This window comes from Thalassospira profundimaris, from assembly GCF_003326795.1.
Classification (GTDB): Bacteria; Pseudomonadota; Alphaproteobacteria; order Rhodospirillales; family Thalassospiraceae; genus Thalassospira; species Thalassospira profundimaris_C.
In genome coordinates this window covers 280,885-303,800 of the sequence record NZ_JPWI01000003.1, presented here as the reverse complement: position 1 = coordinate 303,800, position 22,916 = coordinate 280,885, and the positions used below count along the sequence as shown (strand labels likewise).

The 22,916-nt window shown below is 52.6% G+C and carries 27 protein-coding genes; 2 read left to right on the top strand and 25 right to left on the bottom strand.

The genetic code is table 11. The features are described 5' to 3' along the window. Positions 1–23: 23 nt before the first annotated feature. The 6 genes from TH30_RS07555 to TH30_RS07530 all read right to left on the bottom strand — a co-directional run bounded on the left by TH30_RS07555 (position 24) and on the right by TH30_RS07530 (position 4,461). Entirely contained in the window at positions 24–506 is a 483-nt protein-coding gene (locus tag TH30_RS07555; RefSeq protein WP_114097460.1) for a MerR family transcriptional regulator, read from the bottom strand. Positions 507–517: 11 nt separating this feature from the next. Further along, complete coding sequence (locus TH30_RS07550) at positions 518–808, bottom strand: integration host factor subunit alpha (RefSeq protein ID WP_033069712.1); 291 nt, start codon at positions 806–808, stop codon at positions 518–520. A gap of 159 nt (positions 809–967) precedes the next feature. Further along, positions 968–1,939, bottom strand: a complete 972-nt coding sequence (locus TH30_RS07545; RefSeq protein ID WP_114097459.1) for a beta-ketoacyl-ACP synthase III — start codon at positions 1,937–1,939, stop codon at positions 968–970. 42 nt (positions 1,940–1,981) lie between these two features. After that, on the bottom strand, positions 1,982–3,058 hold the full coding sequence (plsX, locus tag TH30_RS07540; RefSeq protein WP_114097458.1) for a phosphate acyltransferase PlsX: 1,077 nt from the start codon (positions 3,056–3,058) through the stop codon (positions 1,982–1,984). A gap of 256 nt (positions 3,059–3,314) precedes the next feature. After that, entirely contained in the window at positions 3,315–3,896 is a 582-nt protein-coding gene (locus TH30_RS07535) for a YceD family protein (protein WP_114097457.1), read from the bottom strand. A gap of 13 nt (positions 3,897–3,909) precedes the next feature. Beyond that, on the bottom strand, positions 3,910–4,461 hold the full coding sequence (locus TH30_RS07530) for a ubiquinol-cytochrome C chaperone family protein (protein WP_114097537.1): 552 nt from the start codon (positions 4,459–4,461) through the stop codon (positions 3,910–3,912). 165 nt (positions 4,462–4,626) lie between these two features. Between TH30_RS07530 and TH30_RS07525 the strand changes: the two genes are divergently transcribed. After that, complete coding sequence (locus tag TH30_RS07525; protein ID WP_114097456.1) at positions 4,627–5,076, top strand: outer membrane protein assembly factor BamE; 450 nt, start codon at positions 4,627–4,629, stop codon at positions 5,074–5,076. A gap of 34 nt (positions 5,077–5,110) precedes the next feature. Here the strand turns inward: TH30_RS07525 and thiL are convergent, their stop codons facing one another. The 9 genes from thiL to rpiB all read right to left on the bottom strand — a co-directional run bounded on the left by thiL (position 5,111) and on the right by rpiB (position 12,240). After that, positions 5,111–6,085 (bottom strand): thiamine-phosphate kinase, encoded by a 975-nt coding sequence (gene thiL, locus TH30_RS07520; RefSeq protein ID WP_114097455.1) that lies wholly within the window; start codon positions 6,083–6,085, stop codon positions 5,111–5,113. Between the two features lies 1 nt (position 6,086). Then, the gene (gene nusB / locus TH30_RS07515) at positions 6,087–6,584 is read right to left on the bottom strand and encodes a transcription antitermination factor NusB (protein ID WP_114097454.1); all 498 of its coding nucleotides are present in this window, start codon (positions 6,582–6,584) and stop codon (positions 6,087–6,089) included. Then, complete coding sequence (ribH, locus tag TH30_RS07510; protein ID WP_114097453.1) at positions 6,584–7,048, bottom strand: 6,7-dimethyl-8-ribityllumazine synthase; 465 nt, start codon at positions 7,046–7,048, stop codon at positions 6,584–6,586. The genes nusB and ribH overlap by 1 nt, the downstream gene beginning before the upstream one ends. 4 nt (positions 7,049–7,052) lie before the next feature. After that, positions 7,053–8,207, bottom strand: coding sequence for a 3,4-dihydroxy-2-butanone-4-phosphate synthase (ribB, locus tag TH30_RS07505; RefSeq protein WP_114097452.1), 1,155 nt, complete (start codon positions 8,205–8,207; stop codon positions 7,053–7,055). Between the two features lie 6 nt (positions 8,208–8,213). Then, positions 8,214–8,801, bottom strand: a complete 588-nt coding sequence (locus tag TH30_RS07500) for a riboflavin synthase (RefSeq protein ID WP_114097451.1) — start codon at positions 8,799–8,801, stop codon at positions 8,214–8,216. Positions 8,802–8,805: 4 nt separating this feature from the next. Continuing rightward, entirely contained in the window at positions 8,806–9,927 is a 1,122-nt protein-coding gene (gene ribD, locus TH30_RS07495) for a bifunctional diaminohydroxyphosphoribosylaminopyrimidine deaminase/5-amino-6-(5-phosphoribosylamino)uracil reductase RibD (RefSeq protein ID WP_114097450.1), read from the bottom strand. Beyond that, positions 9,927–10,400 carry a transcriptional regulator NrdR gene (gene nrdR, locus TH30_RS07490; RefSeq protein WP_114097449.1) on the bottom strand — a complete coding sequence of 158 codons (474 nt, stop codon included), beginning with the start codon at positions 10,398–10,400 and terminating at the stop codon, positions 9,927–9,929. Before nrdR ends, ribD begins: the two co-directional genes overlap by 1 nt. A 22-nt stretch (positions 10,401–10,422) precedes the next feature. Further along, positions 10,423–11,697 carry a serine hydroxymethyltransferase gene (gene glyA / locus TH30_RS07485; protein ID WP_114097448.1) on the bottom strand — a complete coding sequence of 425 codons (1,275 nt, stop codon included), beginning with the start codon at positions 11,695–11,697 and terminating at the stop codon, positions 10,423–10,425. A gap of 108 nt (positions 11,698–11,805) precedes the next feature. Further along, complete coding sequence (rpiB, locus tag TH30_RS07480; RefSeq protein WP_114097447.1) at positions 11,806–12,240, bottom strand: ribose 5-phosphate isomerase B; 435 nt, start codon at positions 12,238–12,240, stop codon at positions 11,806–11,808. A 466-nt stretch (positions 12,241–12,706) separates the two neighbouring features. On the opposite strand from rpiB, the gene TH30_RS07470 reads away from it, so the two are divergent. Next, complete coding sequence (locus TH30_RS07470; protein ID WP_114097445.1) at positions 12,707–13,126, top strand: Ros/MucR family transcriptional regulator; 420 nt, start codon at positions 12,707–12,709, stop codon at positions 13,124–13,126. 141 nt (positions 13,127–13,267) lie between these two features. On the opposite strand, the gene TH30_RS07465 is transcribed toward TH30_RS07470, so the two are convergent. The 10 genes from TH30_RS07465 to TH30_RS07420 all read right to left on the bottom strand — a co-directional run bounded on the left by TH30_RS07465 (position 13,268) and on the right by TH30_RS07420 (position 22,839). Next, positions 13,268–14,374, bottom strand: a complete 1,107-nt coding sequence (locus TH30_RS07465) for a branched-chain amino acid ABC transporter substrate-binding protein (protein ID WP_114097444.1) — start codon at positions 14,372–14,374, stop codon at positions 13,268–13,270. A 206-nt stretch (positions 14,375–14,580) separates the two neighbouring features. After that, on the bottom strand, positions 14,581–14,937 hold the full coding sequence (locus TH30_RS07460; protein WP_114097443.1) for a DUF6867 family protein: 357 nt from the start codon (positions 14,935–14,937) through the stop codon (positions 14,581–14,583). Positions 14,938–14,948: 11 nt separating this feature from the next. Next, positions 14,949–15,659, bottom strand: a complete 711-nt coding sequence (locus TH30_RS07455; protein WP_114097536.1) for an ABC transporter ATP-binding protein — start codon at positions 15,657–15,659, stop codon at positions 14,949–14,951. A gap of 20 nt (positions 15,660–15,679) precedes the next feature. Further along, the gene (locus TH30_RS07450; protein WP_114097442.1) at positions 15,680–16,534 is read right to left on the bottom strand and encodes an ABC transporter ATP-binding protein; all 855 of its coding nucleotides are present in this window, start codon (positions 16,532–16,534) and stop codon (positions 15,680–15,682) included. After that, a complete protein-coding gene (gene livM / locus TH30_RS07445) occupies positions 16,531–18,051 on the bottom strand; it encodes a high-affinity branched-chain amino acid ABC transporter permease LivM (protein WP_114097441.1) in 1,521 nt (506 codons plus the stop codon). The genes TH30_RS07450 and livM overlap by 4 nt, the downstream gene beginning before the upstream one ends. Next, a complete protein-coding gene (locus tag TH30_RS07440) occupies positions 18,051–18,974 on the bottom strand; it encodes an ABC transporter permease subunit (RefSeq protein WP_068519011.1) in 924 nt (307 codons plus the stop codon). Before TH30_RS07440 ends, livM begins: the two co-directional genes overlap by 1 nt. A gap of 353 nt (positions 18,975–19,327) precedes the next feature. After that, complete coding sequence (locus TH30_RS22650; protein WP_114097535.1) at positions 19,328–19,519, bottom strand: DUF6898 family protein; 192 nt, start codon at positions 19,517–19,519, stop codon at positions 19,328–19,330. A 126-nt stretch (positions 19,520–19,645) separates the two neighbouring features. Continuing rightward, positions 19,646–20,536, bottom strand: a complete 891-nt coding sequence (gene mmsB, locus TH30_RS07430; RefSeq protein WP_114097440.1) for a 3-hydroxyisobutyrate dehydrogenase — start codon at positions 20,534–20,536, stop codon at positions 19,646–19,648. A gap of 74 nt (positions 20,537–20,610) precedes the next feature. Beyond that, complete coding sequence (locus TH30_RS07425) at positions 20,611–21,696, bottom strand: enoyl-CoA hydratase/isomerase family protein (RefSeq protein ID WP_114097439.1); 1,086 nt, start codon at positions 21,694–21,696, stop codon at positions 20,611–20,613. 3 nt (positions 21,697–21,699) lie between these two features. Beyond that, positions 21,700–22,839, bottom strand: coding sequence for an acyl-CoA dehydrogenase family protein (locus tag TH30_RS07420; RefSeq protein WP_114097438.1), 1,140 nt, complete (start codon positions 22,837–22,839; stop codon positions 21,700–21,702). Positions 22,840–22,916 lie beyond the last annotated feature (77 nt).

The following is a 22,916-nucleotide window of genomic DNA, read 5'->3' as shown; positions in this document are numbered from 1 at the left end:
AACGCCAAAGACGCAAATGATTTTTACGGATTTTTTTTGACTTCCCGCAGGCTCGCCTGAAGGATGCCTTGCAGCTCCTGCAATTCACCCAGAACGCTTTTCAGCGCTGCGGTATCAATCGAAGGGAGATGGATAGCGGACTGCTGAACGCCAGCAACTCCAGGGATCGCAGCACCCTGTTCGGCTTCGGCTGAACTTACCGTGATTTCAGAGGGCAACTTGCCCTTGTTCTGATCAAGAAGCTTTTGAACACCTTTGATGGTAAAGCCCTGATCGTGCAACAGCGAACGAATATTTGCCAAAAAATCAATATCTTCCGGGCGATAGTAGCGCCGCCCGCCAGCACGCTTCAACGGCTGGATCTGCGGGAACTTGGATTCCCAGAACCGAAGCACATGCTGTTGAAGACCAAGCTCCTTCGCTGCTTCGCTGATTGTGCGAAAAGCAGAGTCAGACTTTGCTGAACGGCGGGATGTGCCCGCCTCAGCCCCCAAGTTCGTTTTCATGAGTTCTTTTCTTAAGCGTTAATTCTGGCTTTCAGAACCTGTGACGGCCGGAAAACAAGTACCTTACGCGGAAGGATCGGTACTTCTTCGCCCGTTTTCGGGTTCCGACCGATACGCTGCCCTTTTTGACGCACGGAGAAGCTTCCAAACGAGGAAATCTTCACGACTTCGTCCTTGATCAGCGCAGTCGAAATTTCATCAAGAACAGTTTCAAGCAGCTGGGCGGACTCATTCCGCGACAGACCTACTTCCTGGTAAACGGCTTCAGCGAGATCCGCACGGGTAATCGTTGTTTCCGACATATCAGGCCGCCTCCTTATTACGGGACTTTATATACAAGGCTATATCTGGTGGCGAAATCAGTCAATATCAACAGGATACACTGCTTTAAGGCGGAATGTTGTGATTTTTACGGAATTGCCGTGTTTTTCCGGCTCAAAGCAGTCTTTCGGTAAAAGATTTTACCAGCGAACCAGCGACGCACCCCAGGTAAATCCGCCACCCATCGCCTCGAGAATGACGATATCTCCGCGCTGGATACGGCCATCATGGACGGCTTCTGCCAGCGCAAGCGGGATCGATGCTGCCGATGTATTGGCGTGACGATCGACGGTCACAACAACCTTGTCCGGTGAAATGCCGAATTTCTTGGCCGTGCTGTCAAGGATACGACGGTTTGCCTGATGCGGCACAAGCCAGTCAATTTCCGAGGCATCAATACCAGTATCAGCCAGAACTTCGCGAATCACTCCGGCCAGATTGGTCACCGCATGGCGGAAAACTTCCTTGCCTTCCATGCGAAGATGACCAACGGTCTGGGTTGCAGAAGGCCCCCCATCGACATAAAGCAATTCATACTTGCTGCCGTCCGAATGCAGGCGGCTTGCAAGGATGCCCTGATCCTCGATGGTTCCCTGCCCTTCAACAGCCTGGACAACAACCGCGCCAGCACCGTCACCAAACAGGACACATGTCCGACGGTCTTCCCAGTCAAGGATACGCGAAAATGTTTCGGCACCGATGACCAGTGCTGTTTTTGCCTGTCCGTTGCGGATATACATATCGGCCGTGGTCAGGCCATAGACGAAACCGGAACAAACGGCCTGAACATCAAAGGCAAAACCGGTCACACCCAGGCGGTTCTGCACCTTGGTTGCGGTCGCCGGGAATGTATTATCCGGGGTCGCCGTCGCAACAATGATCAGATCAATGTCATCGGCTGTCACGCCGGCATGTTCCATGGCCTTGATAGCGGCTTCATAGGCAAGGTCGCTGGTTGTTTCACCTTCGGCAGCAATGTGACGCTGACGAATACCAGTGCGTGCTACGATCCATTCATCCGACGTATCGACGCGTTTTGCCAGATCATCATTGGTTACAACATTTGCAGGAAGATATGAGCCGCAACCAATAATGCGAGAACGAACTGTCATGATTTGGGGACCGCCAGTTATCTTGATGTTTTGGTGAGTTTATCAGTCGGCTTGAACAACCGGAACCGCGACTTCGGTTTCGGCGTTTTCCATTCCGGACATCGCCTGTTCAAAAGCTGCAAGTTCATTTTTGATGCTGTCATTGAGCTTGTTCACGATAAGGTCATGGCAAACCCCGATGGCATTGGAGAAGCCAAGCGCATCCGTTCCACCGTGACTTTTGACAGCAATGCCGTTCAGACCAAGCAGCATCGCGCCATTGTAGCGGCGCGGATCCATGCGATCACGGAAACGCTGAAGGGAACGACGTGCGAGCAGATAGCCAAGTTTGGCAAAGAAGGAACTTTTGAACGTTTCGCGCAGGAAATGCACCAGAAGACGTGCCGTTCCCTCGGCCGTCTTTAGCGCGACGTTGCCGGTAAAACCATCGGTGACAATCACGTCAACCGTGCCTTTGGCAAGGTCATCGCCTTCAACGAAACCCTCGAAACGGATCGGAAGATCAATGTCACGCAAAATGGCAGCAGCCTTTTTGACAGACTCGTTACCCTTCAGTTCTTCGATGCCGACATTGAGCAAACCGACAGACGGTTTTTCAAGGCCGAACAGAATACGGGTAAACACTTCGCCCATCAGTGCGAACTGAACAAGATTGTTTTCGTCGCATTCAATATTGGCGCCCAGATCAAGCATGACAGTTTCGCCACGCTGGGTCGGCATATAGGTTGCGATTGCCGGACGGTCGATGCCGCGTACGGTTTTCAGCACGAATTTGGCCATTGCCATCAATGCGCCGGTGTTGCCCGCGGACACGACACCTTGCGCATCCCCTTCTTTCACGGCGTTAATGGCAAGGCGCATACTGGAATCACGACGCTGACGCAGAGCGACAGAAGGTTTGTCTTCCATCGATACTTCCTGCGATGCGTGGCGAACCTCGCTTACGGCTTCCAATGCGGGATATTTTGCAAGCAGCGGCTTGAGCCGGGCTTCATCCCCAAACATCAGAAACTTGAGATGGGGCAGCCGTTTCAGCGCAATTTCTGCACCTGCTACGACCATCTCTGGCGCGTGGTCTCCTCCCATCGCGTCAAGTGATATGCAAACCTGTTCAGGCAACGTATTCTCTTATGGTTGTTCTAAAATTTCTGAACCGGATATCCGGCAGGTCAGCCAACTGGCTGAAGACTGTCATCTAGTGGCCGGAACGCCCGTAATTACCGGAATTCTCGACCAGTTACAAGGTAAAGCCGAGCCAGATACACAGAGCACCCCGTCCCGTGAGCATCTCATTGTGATGACAAAAAGTGAAATGCCGGTAAAAACCGGCATATTCAAGCACCCTAATTCTCAGGCTTTTGGCCATTCTCGATGATTAATTTTTCTTTTCAAGCTGCTCTTTAAGACCGGCCAACTGTGCAAACGGGTTGGGTCGTTTTTCTTCGGCGGCTTCTTCCTCGGTTTTCACCGAGGTCGGCAATTCAGCATCTTCCTTGCGTGGATACGGGTTCATTGCGACTGCCAGAAACTGCGCTACAACCTCACCCACATCGATTTTTCCATCGACAAGCGGTTCAGGCTGATCAAGCAGCGCCATCAATTCTTCTTCAGACAAATCTTCAAGATCATCCGGGTTCGACGGCAGGTCTTCTTCGGAAACATGCGGTGAGAACAGAACTTCAACCGTGTCTTCAATCACCTCGGGAACCGGCTCAAGAGTTGCGACACAGTTCTGAACAATCTCGGCATTCATTGGACCACGAACGGTGACTTCACCGTTCGATGCAGTGCTGATGGTCAGTTCGGCTGTAAGGCTGTCAATGGAAACGAGCTCGAAACGCTTGGCCAATGCAGCGCGTTCCTTTTCGTTGGCTTCGATCACCAGTTTTTCTTTCGCGCTTACCTGTTCGTCTGTTTTGACGATGCGCGAAAATTCGGGAGTGAATTTATCAGACATCCGGTCTTTCTTTCTATTGCGGGGCAGTCACGGCGAGTTCGGGAGCATCGGGAAAATGCACCGCGCCGTCCTGCAAATCTAAAATAGGCTGTTTGGCAAGGGTTGCCAGTGCATCATGCACATAGCCGACCATCGCCATAAGCTGTTCATCTGTGGCATCGGTATCTGCATAAAGATTGCGGTTCAATGCGGCGGCGAGTTCAGCCGCGCCAGATTGAACGCCTTCTTCATATGCAACGATCCGGCCATGATAGGATTCAGACATTTTGCGGATCCGCTTAAGGATTCCCACATCACCGATGCCCATTTCACGCATATTCTGATCAAGATCAGAGAACATCACATCAAAGATGTTCTGTGCAAGATCGCGATCTCCATCTTCCGATTTCAAACGGCGAAAAAGAACAAACGCATGCACCAGAATCAGGTCGAAACGCCCCTCCATTGTATCGGGGACGCCAAGCTTTGCGTAAAATTCAGGCTTCCGTGCCTGGGTTACCATTGCGGTGTAAAGTTCAAAGGCAGCAGTTTGCTTGCGGTCTTTTTTCTTCAGCCATCCAAACAACAGTAACACTCCTTCGTTGACATTCCTGTCATGGCACGCAGAATGCCGTAAATCTTATCGGGGCGCGTCTGCCCCGGTCATTGCCCGGCAATATCATGCGCCTAGCGCAGAAACTCAAGGCAATTCCGGTTTGGTTTCAACAAGAGGGTCGCTCTGGTGAGCTTCATGCATAACAAAATTACCCGCTTTCCCCTGATCATGCTGGCCGGACTGGCTGTTATCTATGTCTCGGCATGCAGCCCGCGGATCGCGACACGGGGCAATGCACCGGAGCCCGAACAGCTCGAACAGATCACTGTGGGAGAATCGACGAAGGGTGATGTCACCGACATTCTAGGCTCCCCGTCAACGATTGCTGCCTTTGACCAAAATGTCTGGCTGTACATCTCCAAAACCACCGAAACAGTTGCCTTTTTCGAACCGGAAACGGTTCAGCAAAAAGTTGTTCTGATCAGCTTTGATGCCGGTAACCGCGTCGAAATTCTGAGCCAATATGACCTGGAAGATGGCAAGCCGGTGATCCCGACCGATCGCGTCACGCCGACAGCAGGCCGCGAAATGACCATCCTGCAGCAGCTGTTTGGCAACCTTGGACGCTTCAGCGAAACCAAATAATCCGGTTCAACGCCAAGAAAGAACGTCCGACACGTTATTTGAAATGGTCGAACCCGCCCGGTGCGAGTTCGGCCATTTTGCCATCCAGATCCTTGAGAAGCACTTCGCCTGTCTGGTTGGTCACGGTCCCGATAACCGTCACCTGGTCACCCAAAGCAGCAATATCGTCCGGCCCACCGGCGATCAGCAATTCGTAATCGTCGCCGCCTCCCAAAATCTGGTTCCAACAGGCCGGATCATCAGCAAGAACCGCTTTGGCCGCTTCAGACACCGGGATATCGGCCAAGTTGAACGTCATTCCGACACCGGAAGCATCGCAAATCTTGCGACAATCACCAGCCAGACCATCAGACAAGTCCATTGCTGCCAGACGGGCATTCCTTGCCATACAGGCCTGACTGGTCGTCAGGCGAGGCTGCGGAACCCAATAGCGATCTGACAGGAATTTCTTTGACAGTTCATCGAGTCCGGGAAACGCGTCTGTGAGCACCGAAAGACCCAGTGCAGCATCACCAAGCGTACCAGTGACCGCCAGAACGTCACCGGGACGCGCCTGATCTCGGCGAAGCGCCCTGCCCGCCGGAACGTATCCAAATGCCGTCAGACTGAAAAATGTCGGGCCCGGCGTGCCGACCGTATCGCCGCCCAGCAACGAAACGGAAAATGTCGCACAGTCCTCGCCGAAACTTCTGGCAAAGCGGGCAATCCAGTCTTCGGGCAAATCGCGATTGTAACCGGTGGTCAGAACAACACCGCCCGGCACAGCTCCCATTGCCGCCAGATCGGACAAATTCACGCGCAAGACCTTTTGCGCGATTGTTTCCGGCGTATCGATATTCCTGAAATGAACATCCGCAACCAGCGCGTCGGTGGTCACCACAACTTCGCAGCCCGGTGGCGGTGAAAAAACGGCTGCATCGTCCTTAAGTGACAATGCAGCCGGATCACGTTTCGCAATTGGCGCAAAGTGGCGCGCGATCAGATCGAATTCTCCCGATCGCGCAACCATATCAATTCTGCCCGGCTTCACCGGCGCGCAGATTCTTGCCTATGCGATCAAGCACGGCATTGACCAGCTTGGGCTCGTTTTCATCAAAGAACGAATGCGCCGCATCAACATATTCAGTGATGACAACGCGCATTGGCACGTCTTCACGCGCCATCAGCTCGTAAGTTCCTGCACGCAGAATACTGCGCAGAACGGTTTCAAGACGTTTGGTTGTCCAGCCTTTTTCAAGGGCACCGTTAATCAGGGCGTCGATATCGACCATGCGGGCGGCAACACCCTGAACAAGATCAGCAAAGAAACCGCGATCCGGATCGATCAGGTCTTCGTTGCTGACATCAAGGTCACGGCCACCTTCCCCATCAAGGCGGAAATCGGAATATTCGCGCACGATGTCACTGGCAGAAAGCTGGGACAGCTCGGCCTGATAAAGTGCCTGAATTGCGGCAAAACGCGCTGCGCTGCGCCGCTGGGCGGCTGATGCCTTCGGTTTATCGGTCATTACTTGTGATGTATTCCAAAATGGTTTTGAACTTCGATCTGACGCAGAACGGCGCGGGCTGCTTCGCCGCCCTTGTTCTTTTCGTCAGCCTTGGCCCGTGCAAGCGCCTGTGCCTCGTTCTCAACGGTCAGAATGCCGTTGCCAATCGCAAGATTGTAATCAAGGCAAAGCTGCATCAGCGCACGGTTGGCTTCTTCGCAGATGTGATCATAGTGTGTCGTCTCGCCGCGGATAACACAACCGAGTGCCAGATAGCCATCATAGCGCGGACCGGTCGCCAGTTCTTCCATCGACTGAACAGCATAGCGGATTGAAATCGGCACCTCGAAGGCACCAGCCACCGAAATGCGGTCCCACGTTGCGCCACCGGCTTCCAGAGTCGCAGCCGCACCTTTGACAAGGTCTTCAACGATATGCGTGTAATACGGCGCATCCACAATCAGAATGTGGGGGGCAATGGTCATGGTTTTATTCCTCCGAGACGACAAGCGGACGCTGATCAACCAGATTTAGGCCGAAGCCGTCAAGTCCTACAATGTGGCGTTTGGTATTTGAAAGCAGAATCATGTCGCGAATGCCAAGATCATGCAAGATTTGTGCGCCAACACCATAGTCGCGCAAATCCGCATCACCGGTCGCCTGGGCAATTTCCTGACGGAGGGATTCGCCATCCCCGCCATTCAGTTCAATCAGTTTGGCAATCGACGATGACAAGGTATTGGGGCGCGGTTCACGGATCAGAACCACCACACCACGGCCCTCTTCACCGATCTGACGCATGGCAGCAGCCAGTTGCCCCTGATGACCTGTCTGGGTATCCCCCAGCACATCCTCAAGCACATTTAGCGCATGAACACGCGTCAAGACCGGCGCGGCGTCACTGATGTCGCCCTTTACCAGTGCGATATGTTCGGCATAGGTGATGTTGTTGACATAAAGATGCATGTCGAACGTACCACCATTAACACTCTGGATTTTGGTGGTTGCCTTGCGCTGTACGACTTTTTCGTGTTTGCGACGATAGCGGATCAAATCAGCAATCTGCGCAATTTTAAGATTATGCTTCTTGGCAAACTCGACCAGTTCCGGCAGTCGGGCCATCTCACCCGAATCGCTCATGATCTCACAAATGACGCCCGACGGGTTCAACCCGGCAAGACGCGCAATGTCAACCGACGCTTCGGTATGACCGGCACGGACCAGAACCCCGCCCGGACGCGCACGCAGCGGGAACACATGACCTGGCGTCACGATATCATGCCGTCCGGCATTGGGGTCAATCGCAACTGCAACTGTCCGTGCACGGTCTGGTGCGGAGATGCCGGTGGTGACACCGGTCTTGGCTTCGATCGACACGGTAAAGGCAGTTTCATGGCGGGTGCCATTATGGGCACTCATCATGGTCAGGCCAAGCTCGTCACAGCGCGCTGATTCAAGGGTAAGACAAATCAGACCACGGCCATGCGTTGCCATGAAATTGATGGCATCGGGCGTTGCCATCTGGGCTGGAATGACAAGATCACCTTCGTTTTCACGATCTTCGTCATCGACCAGAATGAACATTCGGCCATTGCGGGCTTCCTCGATGACGTCTTCTATCGGTGACAAATATTGATGCGGCATATTTGATCAATCCTTACCCAGCATCCGCGCGACATAGCGCGCAAGCATATCGATCTCGAAATTGATCCGGTCACCCGGCTGCTTCGAGCCCAACGTGGTGTGCGTCTGTGTATGAGGTATCAGATTGATACCGAAAGTGTTTCCGTCAACCTCGTTGACGGTCAACGACACACCTTCAAGCGTCACAGAGCCTTTTGACGCGATATATTTCGCAAAGCTTTCCGGTACTTCAAAGGTCAGGCGCAAAGAGTCACCTTCAGGAAGGCGTTTGGTCAGGGTCGCAACCCCGTCAACATGCCCTGAAACAATATGCCCGCCCAATTCATCACCGACACGGGTTGCCTGTTCAAGATTGACCTTGGCTCCAACCGTCAAATCGCCAAGCGTTGTACGATCAAGACTTTCAGCCGATGCTTCGATGGCAAACCAGTCTTGGCCGGTTTCGATCACTGTCATGCAGGCACCATTACATGCAATGGACGCCCCGAGAACGATCTTTGACGTGTCAAAGGCGGTCGTAAACTCAAACCGGGTATCGCCGGTTTTCTTGATGGAGCGGACAGTCGCAATATCGGTAATGATGCCAGTAAACATGCAGTTATTCCGTTTTATAATCATAAGTTAGCACGATATCTTTACCCACAGAACGAACAGAGTATCGGGTAAATTTCGGCATATCAGAAAGCGTCTCGATGCCGAGGTCGGCGATCATTGCCTTGCCATCACCGCCCATAACCGACGGCGCAGAAAAATGAACGATCCGACCAACCAGCCCTGCCTTAAGCAGACCGGAAGCCAGTGCACCACCACTTTCGATAAGCACGCGTGTCAATCCTGCATCGCCAAGCTTTTGCATGACGTCATGTAGGTCCAAATGATCGCCGTCGCATCTGGCAGCAATCACTTTTACCGAAGTTTTTTCAAATTTTTCCGATAGTTCGTCAAATTTGGCGTCCGACGTCACAACCCATGTCGAAATTTCTGATGCGCTTTGAACGAGCTTCGCGCCTGTCGACATTTCCCCCAGACGATCAAGTACGATGCGCACTGGGGATTGATGTTCACGGCCGGACAACCGGCAGGTCAGCATAGGATCATCTGCCAGTACCGTTTTCGCGCCCACCAGAATGGCATCATGGGTTGCACGCAAAAGATGCCCCTCTTCGCGCGCAGATGGGCCGGTAATCCACTGGCTTTCGCCTGAGTTTGTTGCTGATCTTGCATCCATGGTTGATGCAAGTTTCAAGGTAACGAAAGGACGCCCCTTCTCAACGCGTGACAGAAAACCTTCATTGATCCGGCGTGCCTGTTCGGCAAAAAGGCCGACATCGACCTTGATACTTGCATCTTCAAGCATCTTGTGACCGCGACCTGATACCCGGTCATCCGGGTCGGTCAGGGCGCTGACGACACGCGCAACGCCTGCCTCGATCAATCCTGTAGCACAGGGCGGCGATTTTCCGAAATGGCTGCAAGGTTCAAGGGTGACATAGGCCGTTGCACCGCGTGCTTTTGCACCGGCCATATCCAGTGCGACACGCTCTGCGTGAGGGCGGCCACCGGACTGGGTATGACCGCGTCCGACAATCTCGCCATTTGGGGAAACAAGGACACAACCAACCGACGGGTTTGGCCAGACATTTCCCAAACCGCGTTTTGACAGGCTCAATGCGACCCGCATGAAATGCCGGTCGTCTTCGCTAAACGCGGGGGGTGTCATTACTCTGCGTCCGCCTCTTCTTCCCCGTCATGCATTTTTTCCACGAACTGCTCGAAGTCGCGTGCTTCGCGGAAGTTCTTGTAAACCGAAGCGTAACGTACATAGGCAACCTGATCGAGGGCATTCAGCGCCTCCATCACCATTTCTCCAATAGTATCGGTTGTGATGTCGCTTTCCCCACTGCTTTCGAGACGCCGCTGAATGCCATTAAGGGCTTTTTCAACGCGTTCATCTTCAATCGGGCGCTTGCGGCAGGCAAGGAAGATCGACCGCGCCAGCTTGTCGCGGTCAAACAATTCGCGTTGCCCGTCCGTTTTGACCACCATCAATTCACGCAACTGCACACGCTCAAACGTCGTGAAGCGCGATCCACAAGCAGGACAGAACCGGCGGCGACGAATGGCATGATGCTCTTCGGTCGGACGGGAATCCTTAACCTGTGTGTCAGTATGTCCGCAAAACGGGCAACGCATTATCTGTACTCAGCTCTAGCGATCAGGAATAGATCGGGAAGCGTTTGCAAAGGTCTTCGACCTTGGCACGAACGGCAGCTTCGACCTCGGCATTGCCTTCCGGGCTGTCAACCATGGCATCAAGAACATCACCGATCAGCTCGCCGATCTGCTTGAATTCTTCAACACCAAAGCCACGGGTCGTGCCAGCCGGCGTCCCCAGACGGATGCCCGAGGTAATGGTCGGCTTTTCGGTATCAAACGGAATGCCGTTCTTGTTGCAGGTGATGCCTGCGCGCTCAAGAGCAACTTCTGCAGTGTTGCCTTTCAAGCCTTTCGGGCGAAGGTCAACCAGCATCAGATGGGTATCGGTACCGCCGGTAACGATGTCAAAGCCGCGCTTGACCAGAACTTCAGCCAACGCCTTGGCATTGTCGACGACCTGCTGTGCATATGCCTTGAATTCCGGACGCAGTGCTTCGCCAAAGGCAACTGCCTTGGCTGCGATCACATGCATCAGCGGACCGCCCTGAAGCCCCGGGAAGACAGCAGAATTGATCTTTTTGCCGATTTCAAGGTTGTTCGACAGGATCATGCCGCCACGCGGACCACGAAGGGTTTTGTGGGTGGTGGTCGTTACAACGTCGGCATACGGCAGCGGACTCGGATGAACGCCACCGGCAACCAGACCGGCAAAGTGCGCCATATCAACCATCAGAAGCGCACCAACCTTGTCAGCGATTTCGCGGAAGCGCTTGAAATCAATCTGACGCGGAATGGCCGAACCGCCGGCAATGATCAAGGTCGGTTTGTGTTCGATCGCAAGTGCTTCGACCTGATCGTAATCAAGGGTCAGGTCGTCTTCACGCACACCATACTGAATGGCATTGAACCATTTACCCGAAAGAGCCGGACGTGCGCCATGGGTCAGGTGACCACCTGCATCAAGCGACATACCAAGAATGGTATCACCCGGCTTGCAAAGCGCCAGCATGACCGCGCCGTTCGCCTGTGCACCGGAATGCGGCTGTACGTTGACAAACTCGCAACCAAAGATTTCCTTGGCGCGATTGATTGCCAGTTCCTCGGCGACGTCAACATATTCGCAACCGCCATAGTAACGACGCGAAGGATAACCTTCGGCGTATTTATTGGTCAGAACAGTACCCTGGGCTTCGATAACGGCTTTGGAAACGATGTTTTCCGAAGCAATCATTTCGATCTGGTTCTGCTGACGGGCAAGTTCATCGGTGACGGATTTGAACAATGCCGGATCGGCGTCGGACAAGCTGGTAGAGAAAAAGCCTTTGAACGACATGCGGGGCCTCTTTCGATACGATGTGACGGGGCAAGCTCACAGGCCGGGTAATCAATAAAACACCCTGCCCGCTCTGGTTAATGCCAGATGGCGGTGAAGTAAATCAGATCAGGACATCTTCGCGATGCGACCTTCATGACGACCACCTTCAAATTCGGTCGAAATGAATGCATCAACGCAATCGAGTGCTGTCGCTTCGCCCAACAGGCGCGCGCCAAGGCACAAGACATTTGCATTATTATGCTGACGGCAAAGTTCTGCCGAAAGACGATCATGAACCAGTGCAGCACGCACTTCGGGGAAACGGTTGGCTGCAATGCTCATCCCGATGCCGGAACCACAAACCAGAATGCCTGCTTCGGCTTTGCCATCAATGATCGATTTTGCAACTGCCTGAGCGAAATCCGGGTAATCAACGGATGCTGGACCGTTGGTTCCAAGGTCGGAAACCTCGATACCGCGGCCTTTAAGCAAATCAATGATGGCTGATTTCAGTTCCACACCGCCATGGTCGGAAGCGATGGCAAGGGTTTTGACGGTCATATGCGCGCCTTCATTTGGAATTCAAAGAATAAAATTGAGCGCCTTGTAGCATATAGCGATGCCCCTGCCAACGCAGAGCTCGGCCCGAACGGCAAGTTTTCTGAAACCCTGATATGCATATATCAGGACACCTATATATTTCATTTATCGCCATTAGAGAAATCAACACGCAATAGTATTATTATAAACGGAAAAACACCCAAAAATGGCATTCTCTACTGGTGCGATCAAGAATTCCGGGACCATCAATCGGGACAATATTAACCGTTTGGTCAAAACATATCACGCGAACCAGTCATTATAGTTGTAGCAGTTATTATCACGATAGTCTTATACGCAATCCTATATACTTGATCTGATATCAATATCAGATAAGTGACACTTGTTATTTTCTGTTGTTTGACTATCTGATTGGAATAGTGCATTAGTTTTAATGTGAATTTTCAAATGAAGGGTTACTTCAATCATGGCCGAAACTGAGACCAGCGTGCTTGACCGCGACGAACTCTTGCAGATGACCGTTGATATTGTATCAGCCTATGTCAGCAATAATGCCCTTGCTGCTGCACAGATCCCTGAACTGATTTCTACTGTCTTCTCCTCGCTTGATGAAATTCGCGAAGTCGAGAAGGAACCGGAACAAGAGCCGATCAAACCCGCTGTTCCCATCCGCAAATCCATTGGCGATGACTACATCATCTGCCTTGAGGATGGCAAAAAGCTCAAGATGCTCAAGCGTCACCTTCGTACCACCTACAACCTGACGCCGGAAGAATATCGTGCGAAATGGGGGCTGCCGTCAGATTATCCGATGGTCGCACCGAACTACGCAAAACAGCGTTCCCAGTTTGCCAAGAAAATCGGCCTTGGCCGCAAGGCAAAGTAAGCTATGCAATGATCCGCCAAACTGGTGGAAACGCAGAAAAACAAAACGCCGTTCTGGTTGGTCAGAACGGCGTTTTGTTTCAAGCAGGCATAAAAAAAAGCCCGGCCAGATGCCGGGCTTTTTCCAAATCCGATGATTTGATTAGTTTGCGTAGTCGTAGGAACCGTTTTCCCACTCGTAGAATACGTAACCCGGAGCAGCAACATCGCCTTTGGCATCAAACGAGATCGAGCCAAGAACGGTGTCGAAAGAAGCGCCGCTATGCAGAGCTTCGATCACAGCTTCGGAGTCAGTGGTACCAGCTTTGGTAACAGCCTGTGCCCAAGCCTGGATCGCACCATAGGTGTAAAGGGTGTAGCCTTCAGGCTTGTAACCCTGACCTTCGAAGTATTTTACGAGTTCTGCGTTGCGCGGGTCTTTTTCAAGAGCCGGGCCAGCAGTGAACAGCGTACCTTTACCAGCGTCACCAGTGATCGACCAGTATTCAAGCGAGTTCAGTGCGTCACCCGAGATTGCAAGGGTGTCCATGCCCTGAGCACGCATCTGACGAACGATCAGACCGAGTTCGGTGTGGTAACCGCCATAATACAGAACGTCGATGCCTTCTGATTTCAGCTTGGTAACCAGTGCCGAGTAATCTTTCTCAGCCGGGGTGATTGCTTCGTACATCGTTTCCTGGACGCCAGCAGCGTTCAGGTTTTTCTTGGTCTCGTCAGCCAGACCTTTGGAGTAAGCCTGTTTGTCGTGAACGATGGCAATTTTCTTGTCGCCATAGTTTTCTGCAAGGTATTTACCAGCAACTTCACCCTGCTGGTCGTCACGGCCGCAAACACGGAACACGTTGTCCATGTCACGCTCGGTCAGCTGCGGGTTGGTCGAAGCCGGGGAAATCTGCACGATGCCTTCTTCGAAGTAAACTTCAGAAGCCGGGATCGAGGAACCCGAGCAGAAGTGACCAGCTACGAGAGCAACATTCTTGCTCACCAGCTGGTTGGCAACTGCGACAGCCTGTTTCGGATCGCAAGCGTCATCGCCGATCTCGAGAACGACTTTTTCGCCGTTCACACCGCCAGCAGCGTTGAGGTCAGCAACCGCTTTCTCTGCGCCCTTGGTCATCTGTTCGCCGAACGCAGCGTAAGGACCGGTCATCGGACCAACGGTCGCGATCACGATGTCAGCCTTGGCAGCACCCATTGAAAGAACAAGCGCGGAAGCAGTGGCAAGAAGGCCGAGCTTGGTTTTCGACATTAGAGAAGTCTCCCTGTTCCAAAGGTTGGTTCCATCACCATGACAGAACCATCTTTTCGGACCCGAAACCGGCTCATATTATTCGCCGATTACCGGTTTCAGCTCCCAAGTACTTTAACACCCCAGAATTGGTGTGCAATAGTACAAACCGGTTTATTGCCAATTATTTAGCAATAGTGTGGTGACGCAAAACGTCACCACAAAAATCAACGCACATCCGCCCCTTCACGCGCGCGGAATGCAAACGGCCCAATGCGTTCATAAAGCCACGGATATTGCGACAACATCTTGTTTACCTGCGTCAGACGGAAGGCTGCGAAGGTGATAACAAACAGGATCGCCGTGTCAAAAATGTAGCCGGAAAGCGAAAGAAGCTCGCCTTCGAACAACGCATAGACCAAGAAACGGTCAACAAGGCCAAGCAGCAAGCCATAAGGCACGAGCTGATAGGACGGTCGCCATGTGTTGGCGATTGCCTGCCCGGTCATAAACGAACAGAACCCCATCAGAATGATGGTGATACCGATCGTAACGCCAATGCTGGTACCAGTGATCGATTCCATATCAGATCTCCCTAGTGGCCGCCTTCGAGATAAGCTGCGCGCACTTCCGGGTTTGCCAGAAGTTCCGCACCCGTACCCGAGAGCGTAATGTTGCCATTGACCATCACATAACCGCGATGTGCGAGCTTGAGTGCATGGAATGCATTCTGCTCGACAAGGAAAACAGTTACCTTGTTTTCACGGTTGATCTTCTGGACGGTCTCGAAAATCTGCTTAACGACAAGCGGCGCAAGACCAAGCGACGGCTCATCAAGCAAAAGAAGACGCGGACGCCCCATCAGGGAACGGCCAATTGCCAGCATCTGCTGCTCACCACCGGACATGGTCCCTGCACGCTGGTTAATACGTTCCTTCAGGCGCGGGAACAGATCAAACACCATTTCGAGATCCGAATTGAAATGTTTCGGATCCTGGGTGATTGCGCCCATCTGGAGGTTTTCATAAACCGACATACGCGGGAAAATGCGACGGCCTTCGGGCGACTGCTGAATGCCAAGATTACAGATCTCATGCATCGGCATGCGACTGATATCCTTACCTTCAAACAGGATGCGCCCCTTGCTTGCCTGCGGCGAACCGCAACAAGTCATCAGCAGCGTGGTCTTACCGGCACCATTGGCGCCGATAAGCGTAACGATTTCACCTTCGTTGACTTCCATATCAATGCCCTTGAGGGCTTCGATATTGCCATAGAAGGTATGAACACCTTCGATCTTAAGCATGGACATATCGATAAACTCCCTCAGTGCGCATTCGGATCAACATTAAGGTCAGCGGCAACTTCCGGCGGAAGCTCGTCATCCTCATCTTCGCCAAGATAGGCACGGATAACAGCCGGATCATTCTTGACGGCTTCGGGATTGCCATCGGCAATCTTTCTTCCGTAATCAAGAACGATCACATGGTCGGAAATCTGCATCACGACACTCATGTCATGTTCGATCAGAAGACAGCCAACGCCCTGATCGTCACGGATGCTCTGCAGCAGGACATTCAGTTCCGCCGACTCACGCGGGTTAAGCCCCGCAGCCGGCTCGTCCAGGCACAAAAGTGACGGGTCAGTGCACATTGCACGCGCGATTTCCAGACGACGCTGGGAACCGTATGGCAGGTTACCGGCATTCCAGTCAGCCTGATCATACAGACCAACCTTGTTCAGCCAGAACTCGGCCTTTTCGATCGCTGCCTTTTCCGCCCTTGAATAGCGGCCAAGGTTGAACAGACCGGCGATGGAGAAAGCAGATGCCTCCATCAAGCGGTTGTGCTGCGCAACGATCAGGTTTTCCAGAACAGTCATCCCGGTAAACAGGCGAATATTCTGGAAAGTACGTGCAACACCGTTATTACGCGGGATACGGAACCCTTCGGTACGTTCCAGCAAACGGGGACCGTCGTCAGCATGTAGCGTCAGACGTCCTTCGGTTGGAACATAGAACCCGGTCAGGCAGTTAAACACCGTGGTTTTACCTGCGCCGTTCGGGCCGATGATGGCCGTGATTTCACGCTTGTTTGCGGTGAAACTAAGGTTATCAATTGCAACCAGACCACCGAAACGCATGGTCAGGTGTTCGACTTCAAGCAGTTTGTTGTCGGTCATTTCAACTCTCCGGCAACTTTTTCTTTCTGGCTCATATTGAGCAGAATGGTCGGGTCACGGAAGGACAACAGACCGCGCGGACGCCACAGCATGATGGCAACAATACCTGCACCAAAGATCAGCATGCGGTATTCGGCAAGTTCACGGAACATTTCCGGGAAACCGATCATCACGATTGCCGCAAGAACGACACCGATCTGACTACCCATGCCCCCCAGAACCACAATCGCGAGAATCACAGCAGATTCAAGGAAGGTGAAACTTTCCGGGCTGATAAAGCCCTGACGGGTTGCAAAGAACGCACCGGCAAAACCACCGAACATTGCACCAATCGCAAAAGCAGAAAGCTTGGTGTTCGTCGGGTTGATGCCCAGAGAACGGCAGGCAATCTCGTCTTCACGAAGTGCTTCCCATGCACGACCGATCGGAAGCTTGCGCAGACGCATGGTGACAAAGTTCGTCACAAGAGCCAGAGCAAGGATCAGGTAGTACAGGAAGATCAGGCGATGCATGGACGAATATTCCATGCCAAACAGCTCGTTAAAGCCGATGGTCCCTTCCGGCACTCGGCGCGAGAAATCGGCCAAACCAAAGAAGCTTGGACGTTCGATGGATGAAATCCCATCCGGACCGCCAGTCAAATCATACCAGTTGATAAGAACAACACGAATGATTTCACCAAAGCCCAGTGTCACGATGGCCAGATAGTCACCACGCAAGCGCAGAACCGGGAAGCCGAGAATAATGCCGAAACTTGCAGCAAAGATACCGGCAAGCGGCAGGCAGAGCCAGAAGCTCAGATCGAAGTTCTGCGACAGCAATGCATAGGAATAAGCCCCGACTGCATAGAAAGCCACATAACCAAGATCGAGAAGCCCCGCCAGACCGACCACGATATTCAGGCCCCAGCCCAGCATGATGTAGATCATCACAAGGGTGGCAAGGTCGATTGCCGAACGGTTCTCGCCAAAAATGAACGGGAAGATGATGAAGAAGATAATCCCCACCAGACCGATCTTTTTGGTGTTCGAGCGATAGGCCAGCTGAATTTTCGATGACAGCTTTTCGCTTTCCTCTACTTCGACAACACCTTTTTCCTTCATCGAGAAATAGGCGATTGCAAAGACGATTGCGATAAAGGCCAAGGCGACAACGGAGCTGACAGCACTGCTGAGCGCCATATCGAAGCTCACCGGGGATGCCCAGCGATCATCCATGTCACGGAATCGCACAAACATCTCAAAGACGGCAACCGCAGTTATCGTAATCAAGACTGCCTGAACGAGCCGCGAAATGCTTTCGCGACGGATGATCAATGCCAGCCGCCCGACAACGGTCGAGCCAATCGCCAGCAGGACAAGATCCCAGCGAACCGCAAGTTCGAGGCCGGTCGGACGGTCAACCGTCTCGACACCGAGGATCATGACGGACATCAGTAGCGCGACAACTGCAAAGAACGCGAGTTCCTTAACAATTTCCGAGCCGTTGGTACGAGATGAAGCAAATGCAGAAGACATCAGACTTTCTCAACCTCCGGCTTGCCGAGCAGACCCCACGGACGGAAGATCAGCACAAGAACCAGAATACCGAACGTCGCAACATCCTTGTATTCGATTGTGAGATACCCCGACCAGAATGCTTCAATCAGACCAATCAGCAATCCACCAAGCATCGCACCTGGAAGCGACCCGATACCGCCAAGAACGGCGGCGGTGAAAGCCTTAACACCGGCGAGGAAGCCGATATAGAAGTCAATAACACCGTAATACAGGGTCACCATCATACCTGCGACAGATGCCAGAGCAGCACCCATAACGAAGGTCGTGGAAATCGTACGGTCAACGTTCACGCCCAGAAGTCCCGCCATCGTGCGGTCCTGTTCGCAAGCACGCTGTGCACGCCCCAGAGACGTCTTGGCAATCAGCAGCGAGAAGACGACCATCAGCACGAATGTCAGAACGATAATCACGATCTGCATATAGCTAAGCTGAACGTCGAAATTCGCGCTTTCCATAAGAGTGATACCGCCCTCAACAAGCGGCTGCATCGGCTTGACGCGCGCACCCTGCGAAATCTGAACGAAGTTCTGCAGGAAGATCGACATACCAATGGCAGAAATCAGAGCTGCCAGACGGAATGATCCGCGCAGTGGCCGGTATGCTACCCGTTCAACGCCCCAACCGTAGATCGAGGTCAGAACCATTGAAACGAACAGCATCAAAAGAAGCGTAAGCGGAAGGATCCCACTGATCCCGGCTGCCTGACAGATCAGGAAGGTGATCAGGGAATGAAACGCACCGAGCATATAAATCTCGCCATGCGCAAAGTTGATCATGCCGATAATGCCGTACACCATCGTATAACCGATAGCGATCAAACCATAAATGGCTCCCAGCGTCAGACCATTGATCAATTGTTGTAGGAAATAAGCCCAATCCATTGCACAACCTTAGATTTGGCACAGACAAACAAGGTCTTCGCCAGCTCGGCAGAAGGCATCAAGCCACATATATATGTATTGATTGGATGAGACATAGTCTCCCCTTTGCCCCCTTGCAAACCCGCGAAGCCTCCGTCTTATTGTTATCGGGTATGACCCGGTTTTAACCTTCGGAGCCGACCATTCTGTTTGTGGTTCTTACTACCGAAAGCGCGATTAGAGCGTGAACCTTAGACACATGTGTTCAAAGGCTGCAAGCAGCTTTGAGATTTTAGTGAAAATCACCAAATCAGGTTTTGATATTGGAATAAAACACTGACAAGGCGAGCCACCCGCTCTTTATATTGTATACATTATCCCTTTTTAAGGACGTATTCAAGTTTTTGTACAGCGACCCGCTTTAATTGCTCAGGATTCCGACTCACAGGCCCAGCAACAGTCACTTCCACACCCGTCTTGCCATCAATGGCCGTACAACGCAGATAGGAACCCACCTGTCGAAGTTCAAAATAAATCTCGTTTGATGTGTTATGCCGCGTGGTCATTATCGCACAGATGATCCCTGGAAATAAGTATAGCCCTATTTTGCGCCCATTCTCGAACAACGCAATACCAAACAAAAACGGGCCCGGAAATCCGGACCCGTTTTTGTGATCATTGGATGAACGATATCACTTTTCACCATCAAGCATTTTGACAATGGCCGAAAAGTCCATGCCGCCATTCCCGCCATTGGAATAAAGCGCATAAAGACTTTCGGCCAAAGCCCCCATCGGCGTGGTCGCCCCGGACGACGCTGCTGCCTGCTGGGCAAGCTTGAGATCCTTCAGCATCATATCAACCGCAAAACCGGGCTGATAATCGCGATTGGCCGGCGATGTCGGAACCGGCCCCGGAACAGGGCAGTAACTTGTCAGAGACCAGCACTGACCGGATGCCTTGGACGAAATATCAAACAGCTTTTGCGCATCCAGCCCAAGGCGTTTGGCGAGCATGAAGGCCTCGGACACCGCAATCATACTGACACCCAGAACCATGTTGTTGCAGATTTTAGCCGCCTGCCCTGCACCGCTATCGCCCGCATGAATGATATTGCTGCCCATACCCTCAAGGATCGGCTTTGCACTGGCAAAATCGGCATCAGAGCCACCAACCATAAAGGTAAGCGTTCCGGCCGCAGCACCGGCAGTGCCACCGGAAATCGGCGCATCCACCGCCCCAAGACCGGTCGCACGGGCAATTTCAGATGCCTTGCGCGCCGCATCAACTTCAATGGTTGAGCTGTCAATCAGGACAGTCCCCGCCTTGGCATTTGCAATAACGCCGTCTGGCCCTTCATAAACGGACAGAACATGTTTCCCGGCCGGAAGAACAGTTACGACAAAATCAACATCAGTTGCAGCCGCAGCAATTGATGCCGCCTTGCCTGCACCGGCATCAATTGCCTTTGCCACCGCATCTGCCGAAAGGTCAAAGACCTTGACCGCATGTCCGGCCTTAACAAGATTGGCCGCCATCGGGCCACCCATATTGCCCAGACCGATAAAACCGATATTCGCCATTAGAAGTCTCCTCTGCCATCCCCTGCGGGATCATTGTTTTGATCATTCGGGACCGAAATTCAGCCCAATACATTCTAAAGATTGAGTTCTTTGTCTTCTGGAAGTGGCTCGAAATATTCTGCAACCTCGCGCGGATCGACCTGGCCGATATCACCGTGTTGCCATTTCGGGGCATGGTCCTTATCGACAATGACAGCACGAACACCTTCAAACAGATCAGGCTTGCAGACCATCCTCTGCGACATCCGGAACTCCATATTCAGGACTTCGGCCAATGACATGTCCTTGCCCTGACGAATCTGCTCGAAGCTCGCACAAAGTGCTGTTGGCGACTTTCCAGACAGAATAGCGAGCGTTTCGGCACCAAAGTCGCTTTCCTCTCGTTCCAGCGCCTCGAAAATAGCAACAACGCTGTTTCCGGCAAACGTACGGTCGATTTGTGTTCTAAGTGAAGCCATTGGCGCTGCGTCAAAATGCGTACTGTGACGATCGAGAATTTCAACAACAACAGCACTGGCACCTGTGTCATAGGATGCCACCGCCAGATCCGCCTTGAGCCTGTCAAGATTGCTTGCCGTAACACCATGGGTGGCAAGCCCGGCATAGAGGCAATCGGCTGCCTTGATGCGCGCACCGGTCAGGCCAAGATACATGCCGATATTTCCCGGGCATCGTGGCAGGAAATACCCGCCACCGACATCGGGGAAAAATCCGATCCCCGTTTCGGGCATCGCAAACAGAGTACGCTCGGTTACCACACGGAACTGACCGTGAATCGACACGCCGACACCACCGCCCATAGTGATCCCGTCTATGAGCGCGATATAGGGTTTCGGATACCGGGCAATATAGTGATTAAGGTGGTATTCACGACGATAGAACGCATCAAGCATCTCTTCGTCATCAATCTTGCGGGCCTCATAAAGACCACGAATATCACCACCGGCACAAAAGGCCTTCTCGCCTGCCCCCTCAATCACAACAACCTTTATCGACGGATCAGCTTCCCAGGATTTCAGTTGCCCCATCATCATATCGACCATTGTCAGATCAAGCGCATTCAGCGCACGCGGACGATTAAGAACGATCTGACCAACTGCGCCTTGTTGCGAAAACAGAACGGGTGCTTCGGTATCGGACATATTTGAACTATTGCTCATGACTTAGTCTTTCAGGGCGGCACGGGAAATGATCAGGCGCATGATTTCGTTGGTGCCTTCAAGAATCTGATGCACGCGCAGATCACGTAACAGCCGTTCGATCGGGTATTCACGAATATATCCATAGCCCCCATGGAGTTGCAGCGCCTGGTTACAGACTTCAAATCCGATATCTGTGGCGAAACGCTTGGCCATCGCGCAGAACTGGGTTGCATCATCGCTCTTGAGATCAAGCTTCCAGGCACCTTTATGCAGCATCAAACGCGCAGCTTCGAGCTCGGTCACCATGTCGGCAAACTTGAACTGTAGCGCCTGAAACTGATCAAGGCTTTTACCGAACTGTTTGCGGACTTTCATATGATCGCGCGCGTGCTCCATCGCCGCGCGGGCACCGCCAATCGAACAGGCCGCTATATTCAGGCGACCGCCATCAAGCCCCTTCATGGCGAACTTGAAGCCTTCGCCTTCTTCGCCCAGTCGGTTTTCGACCGGCACCTTGCAATTGCTAAAGATAACGGCCGAGGTTGGCTGACTGTTCCAGCCCATCTTTTCCTCGAGCTTTCCGAACGATAGTCCTTCGGCATCCTTGGGAATGATGAATGTCGAAATGCCGCTCGGGCTGTCATCCCCCGTACGCGCCATGACAACATATATGTCACTACGAGATCCTCCGGAAATAAAAGCCTTCTCACCATTCAGAATATAATGGTCGCCATCACGGACCGCACGTGTGCGAAGCGATCCTGCATCGGACCCGGCACCGGGCTCAGTCAGGCAGTAGCTGGCGAAATGTTCCATTGTGACGAGTTTGGGCAGAAATTTGGCGCGCTGTTCATCGGAGCCAAATGTATCAATCATCCAGCACGCCATATTATGGATCGAGATATAAGCCGCCGTTGACGGGCATGCTGCCGCCAATTCTTCGAAAATTACCGCTGCATCAAGACGACCCAAGCCTGTTCCGCCGAACTCTTCGCGCGTGTAAATTGCAGCAAAGCCCAATTCGGCAGCCTTGCGCAGGGTTTCCTCGGGAAAGATGTGTTTTGCATCCCATTCCCCTGCATATGGCGCCATTTCATTTTGGGCAAAATCACGCGCAGCTTGGGCAAATGCCTGCTGATCGTCAGACAGGTTGAATTCCATTGGATCGCCGCCTCTGAAGTTTATCTGTTTTCCCTTTACGTAAACGTGAAAACACCCTCTTGTCAATTCATTCGGTA

What these genes read in the sequence shown, in the direction of transcription:
- nusB (WP_114097454.1), bottom strand. Translation starts at nt 6,584, where the DNA reads ATGACCGATAAACCGAAGGCATCAGCCGCCCAGCGGCGCAGCGCAGCG.
- TH30_RS07460 (WP_114097443.1), bottom strand. Translation starts at nt 14,937, where the DNA reads ATGGAATCGATCACTGGTACCAGCATTGGCGTTACGATCGGTATCACC.
- TH30_RS07440 (WP_068519011.1), bottom strand. Translation starts at nt 18,974, where the DNA reads ATGGATTGGGCTTATTTCCTACAACAATTGATCAATGGTCTGACGCTG.
- TH30_RS07500 (WP_114097451.1), bottom strand. Translation starts at nt 8,801, where the DNA reads ATGTTTACTGGCATCATTACCGATATTGCGACTGTCCGCTCCATCAAG.
- TH30_RS07555 (WP_114097460.1), bottom strand. Translation starts at nt 506, where the DNA reads ATGAAAACGAACTTGGGGGCTGAGGCGGGCACATCCCGCCGTTCAGCA.
- glyA (WP_114097448.1), bottom strand. Translation starts at nt 11,697, where the DNA reads ATGTCGTTCAAAGGCTTTTTCTCTACCAGCTTGTCCGACGCCGATCCG.
- TH30_RS07425 (WP_114097439.1), bottom strand. Translation starts at nt 21,696, where the DNA reads ATGAGCAATAGTTCAAATATGTCCGATACCGAAGCACCCGTTCTGTTT.
- TH30_RS22650 (WP_114097535.1), bottom strand. Translation starts at nt 19,519, where the DNA reads ATGACCACGCGGCATAACACATCAAACGAGATTTATTTTGAACTTCGA.
- TH30_RS07550 (WP_033069712.1), bottom strand. Translation starts at nt 808, where the DNA reads ATGTCGGAAACAACGATTACCCGTGCGGATCTCGCTGAAGCCGTTTAC.
- livM (WP_114097441.1), bottom strand. Translation starts at nt 18,051, where the DNA reads ATGTCTTCTGCATTTGCTTCATCTCGTACCAACGGCTCGGAAATTGTT.
- ribB (WP_114097452.1), bottom strand. Translation starts at nt 8,207, where the DNA reads ATGCCGCATCAATATTTGTCACCGATAGAAGACGTCATCGAGGAAGCC.
- TH30_RS07525 (WP_114097456.1), top strand. Translation starts at nt 4,627, where the DNA reads ATGCATAACAAAATTACCCGCTTTCCCCTGATCATGCTGGCCGGACTG.
- thiL (WP_114097455.1), bottom strand. Translation starts at nt 6,085, where the DNA reads ATGGTTGCGCGATCGGGAGAATTCGATCTGATCGCGCGCCACTTTGCG.
- mmsB (WP_114097440.1), bottom strand. Translation starts at nt 20,536, where the DNA reads ATGGCGAATATCGGTTTTATCGGTCTGGGCAATATGGGTGGCCCGATG.
- TH30_RS07470 (WP_114097445.1), top strand. Translation starts at nt 12,707, where the DNA reads ATGGCCGAAACTGAGACCAGCGTGCTTGACCGCGACGAACTCTTGCAG.
- TH30_RS07455 (WP_114097536.1), bottom strand. Translation starts at nt 15,659, where the DNA reads ATGCTTAAGATCGAAGGTGTTCATACCTTCTATGGCAATATCGAAGCC.
- TH30_RS07535 (WP_114097457.1), bottom strand. Translation starts at nt 3,896, where the DNA reads ATGTCTGATAAATTCACTCCCGAATTTTCGCGCATCGTCAAAACAGAC.
- TH30_RS07465 (WP_114097444.1), bottom strand. Translation starts at nt 14,374, where the DNA reads ATGTCGAAAACCAAGCTCGGCCTTCTTGCCACTGCTTCCGCGCTTGTT.
- nrdR (WP_114097449.1), bottom strand. Translation starts at nt 10,400, where the DNA reads ATGCGTTGCCCGTTTTGCGGACATACTGACACACAGGTTAAGGATTCC.
- rpiB (WP_114097447.1), bottom strand. Translation starts at nt 12,240, where the DNA reads ATGACCGTCAAAACCCTTGCCATCGCTTCCGACCATGGCGGTGTGGAA.
- ribH (WP_114097453.1), bottom strand. Translation starts at nt 7,048, where the DNA reads ATGACCATTGCCCCCCACATTCTGATTGTGGATGCGCCGTATTACACG.
- TH30_RS07450 (WP_114097442.1), bottom strand. Translation starts at nt 16,534, where the DNA reads ATGACCGACAACAAACTGCTTGAAGTCGAACACCTGACCATGCGTTTC.
- TH30_RS07420 (WP_114097438.1), bottom strand. Translation starts at nt 22,839, where the DNA reads ATGGAATTCAACCTGTCTGACGATCAGCAGGCATTTGCCCAAGCTGCG.
- TH30_RS07545 (WP_114097459.1), bottom strand. Translation starts at nt 1,939, where the DNA reads ATGACAGTTCGTTCTCGCATTATTGGTTGCGGCTCATATCTTCCTGCA.
- ribD (WP_114097450.1), bottom strand. Translation starts at nt 9,927, where the DNA reads ATGACACCCCCCGCGTTTAGCGAAGACGACCGGCATTTCATGCGGGTC.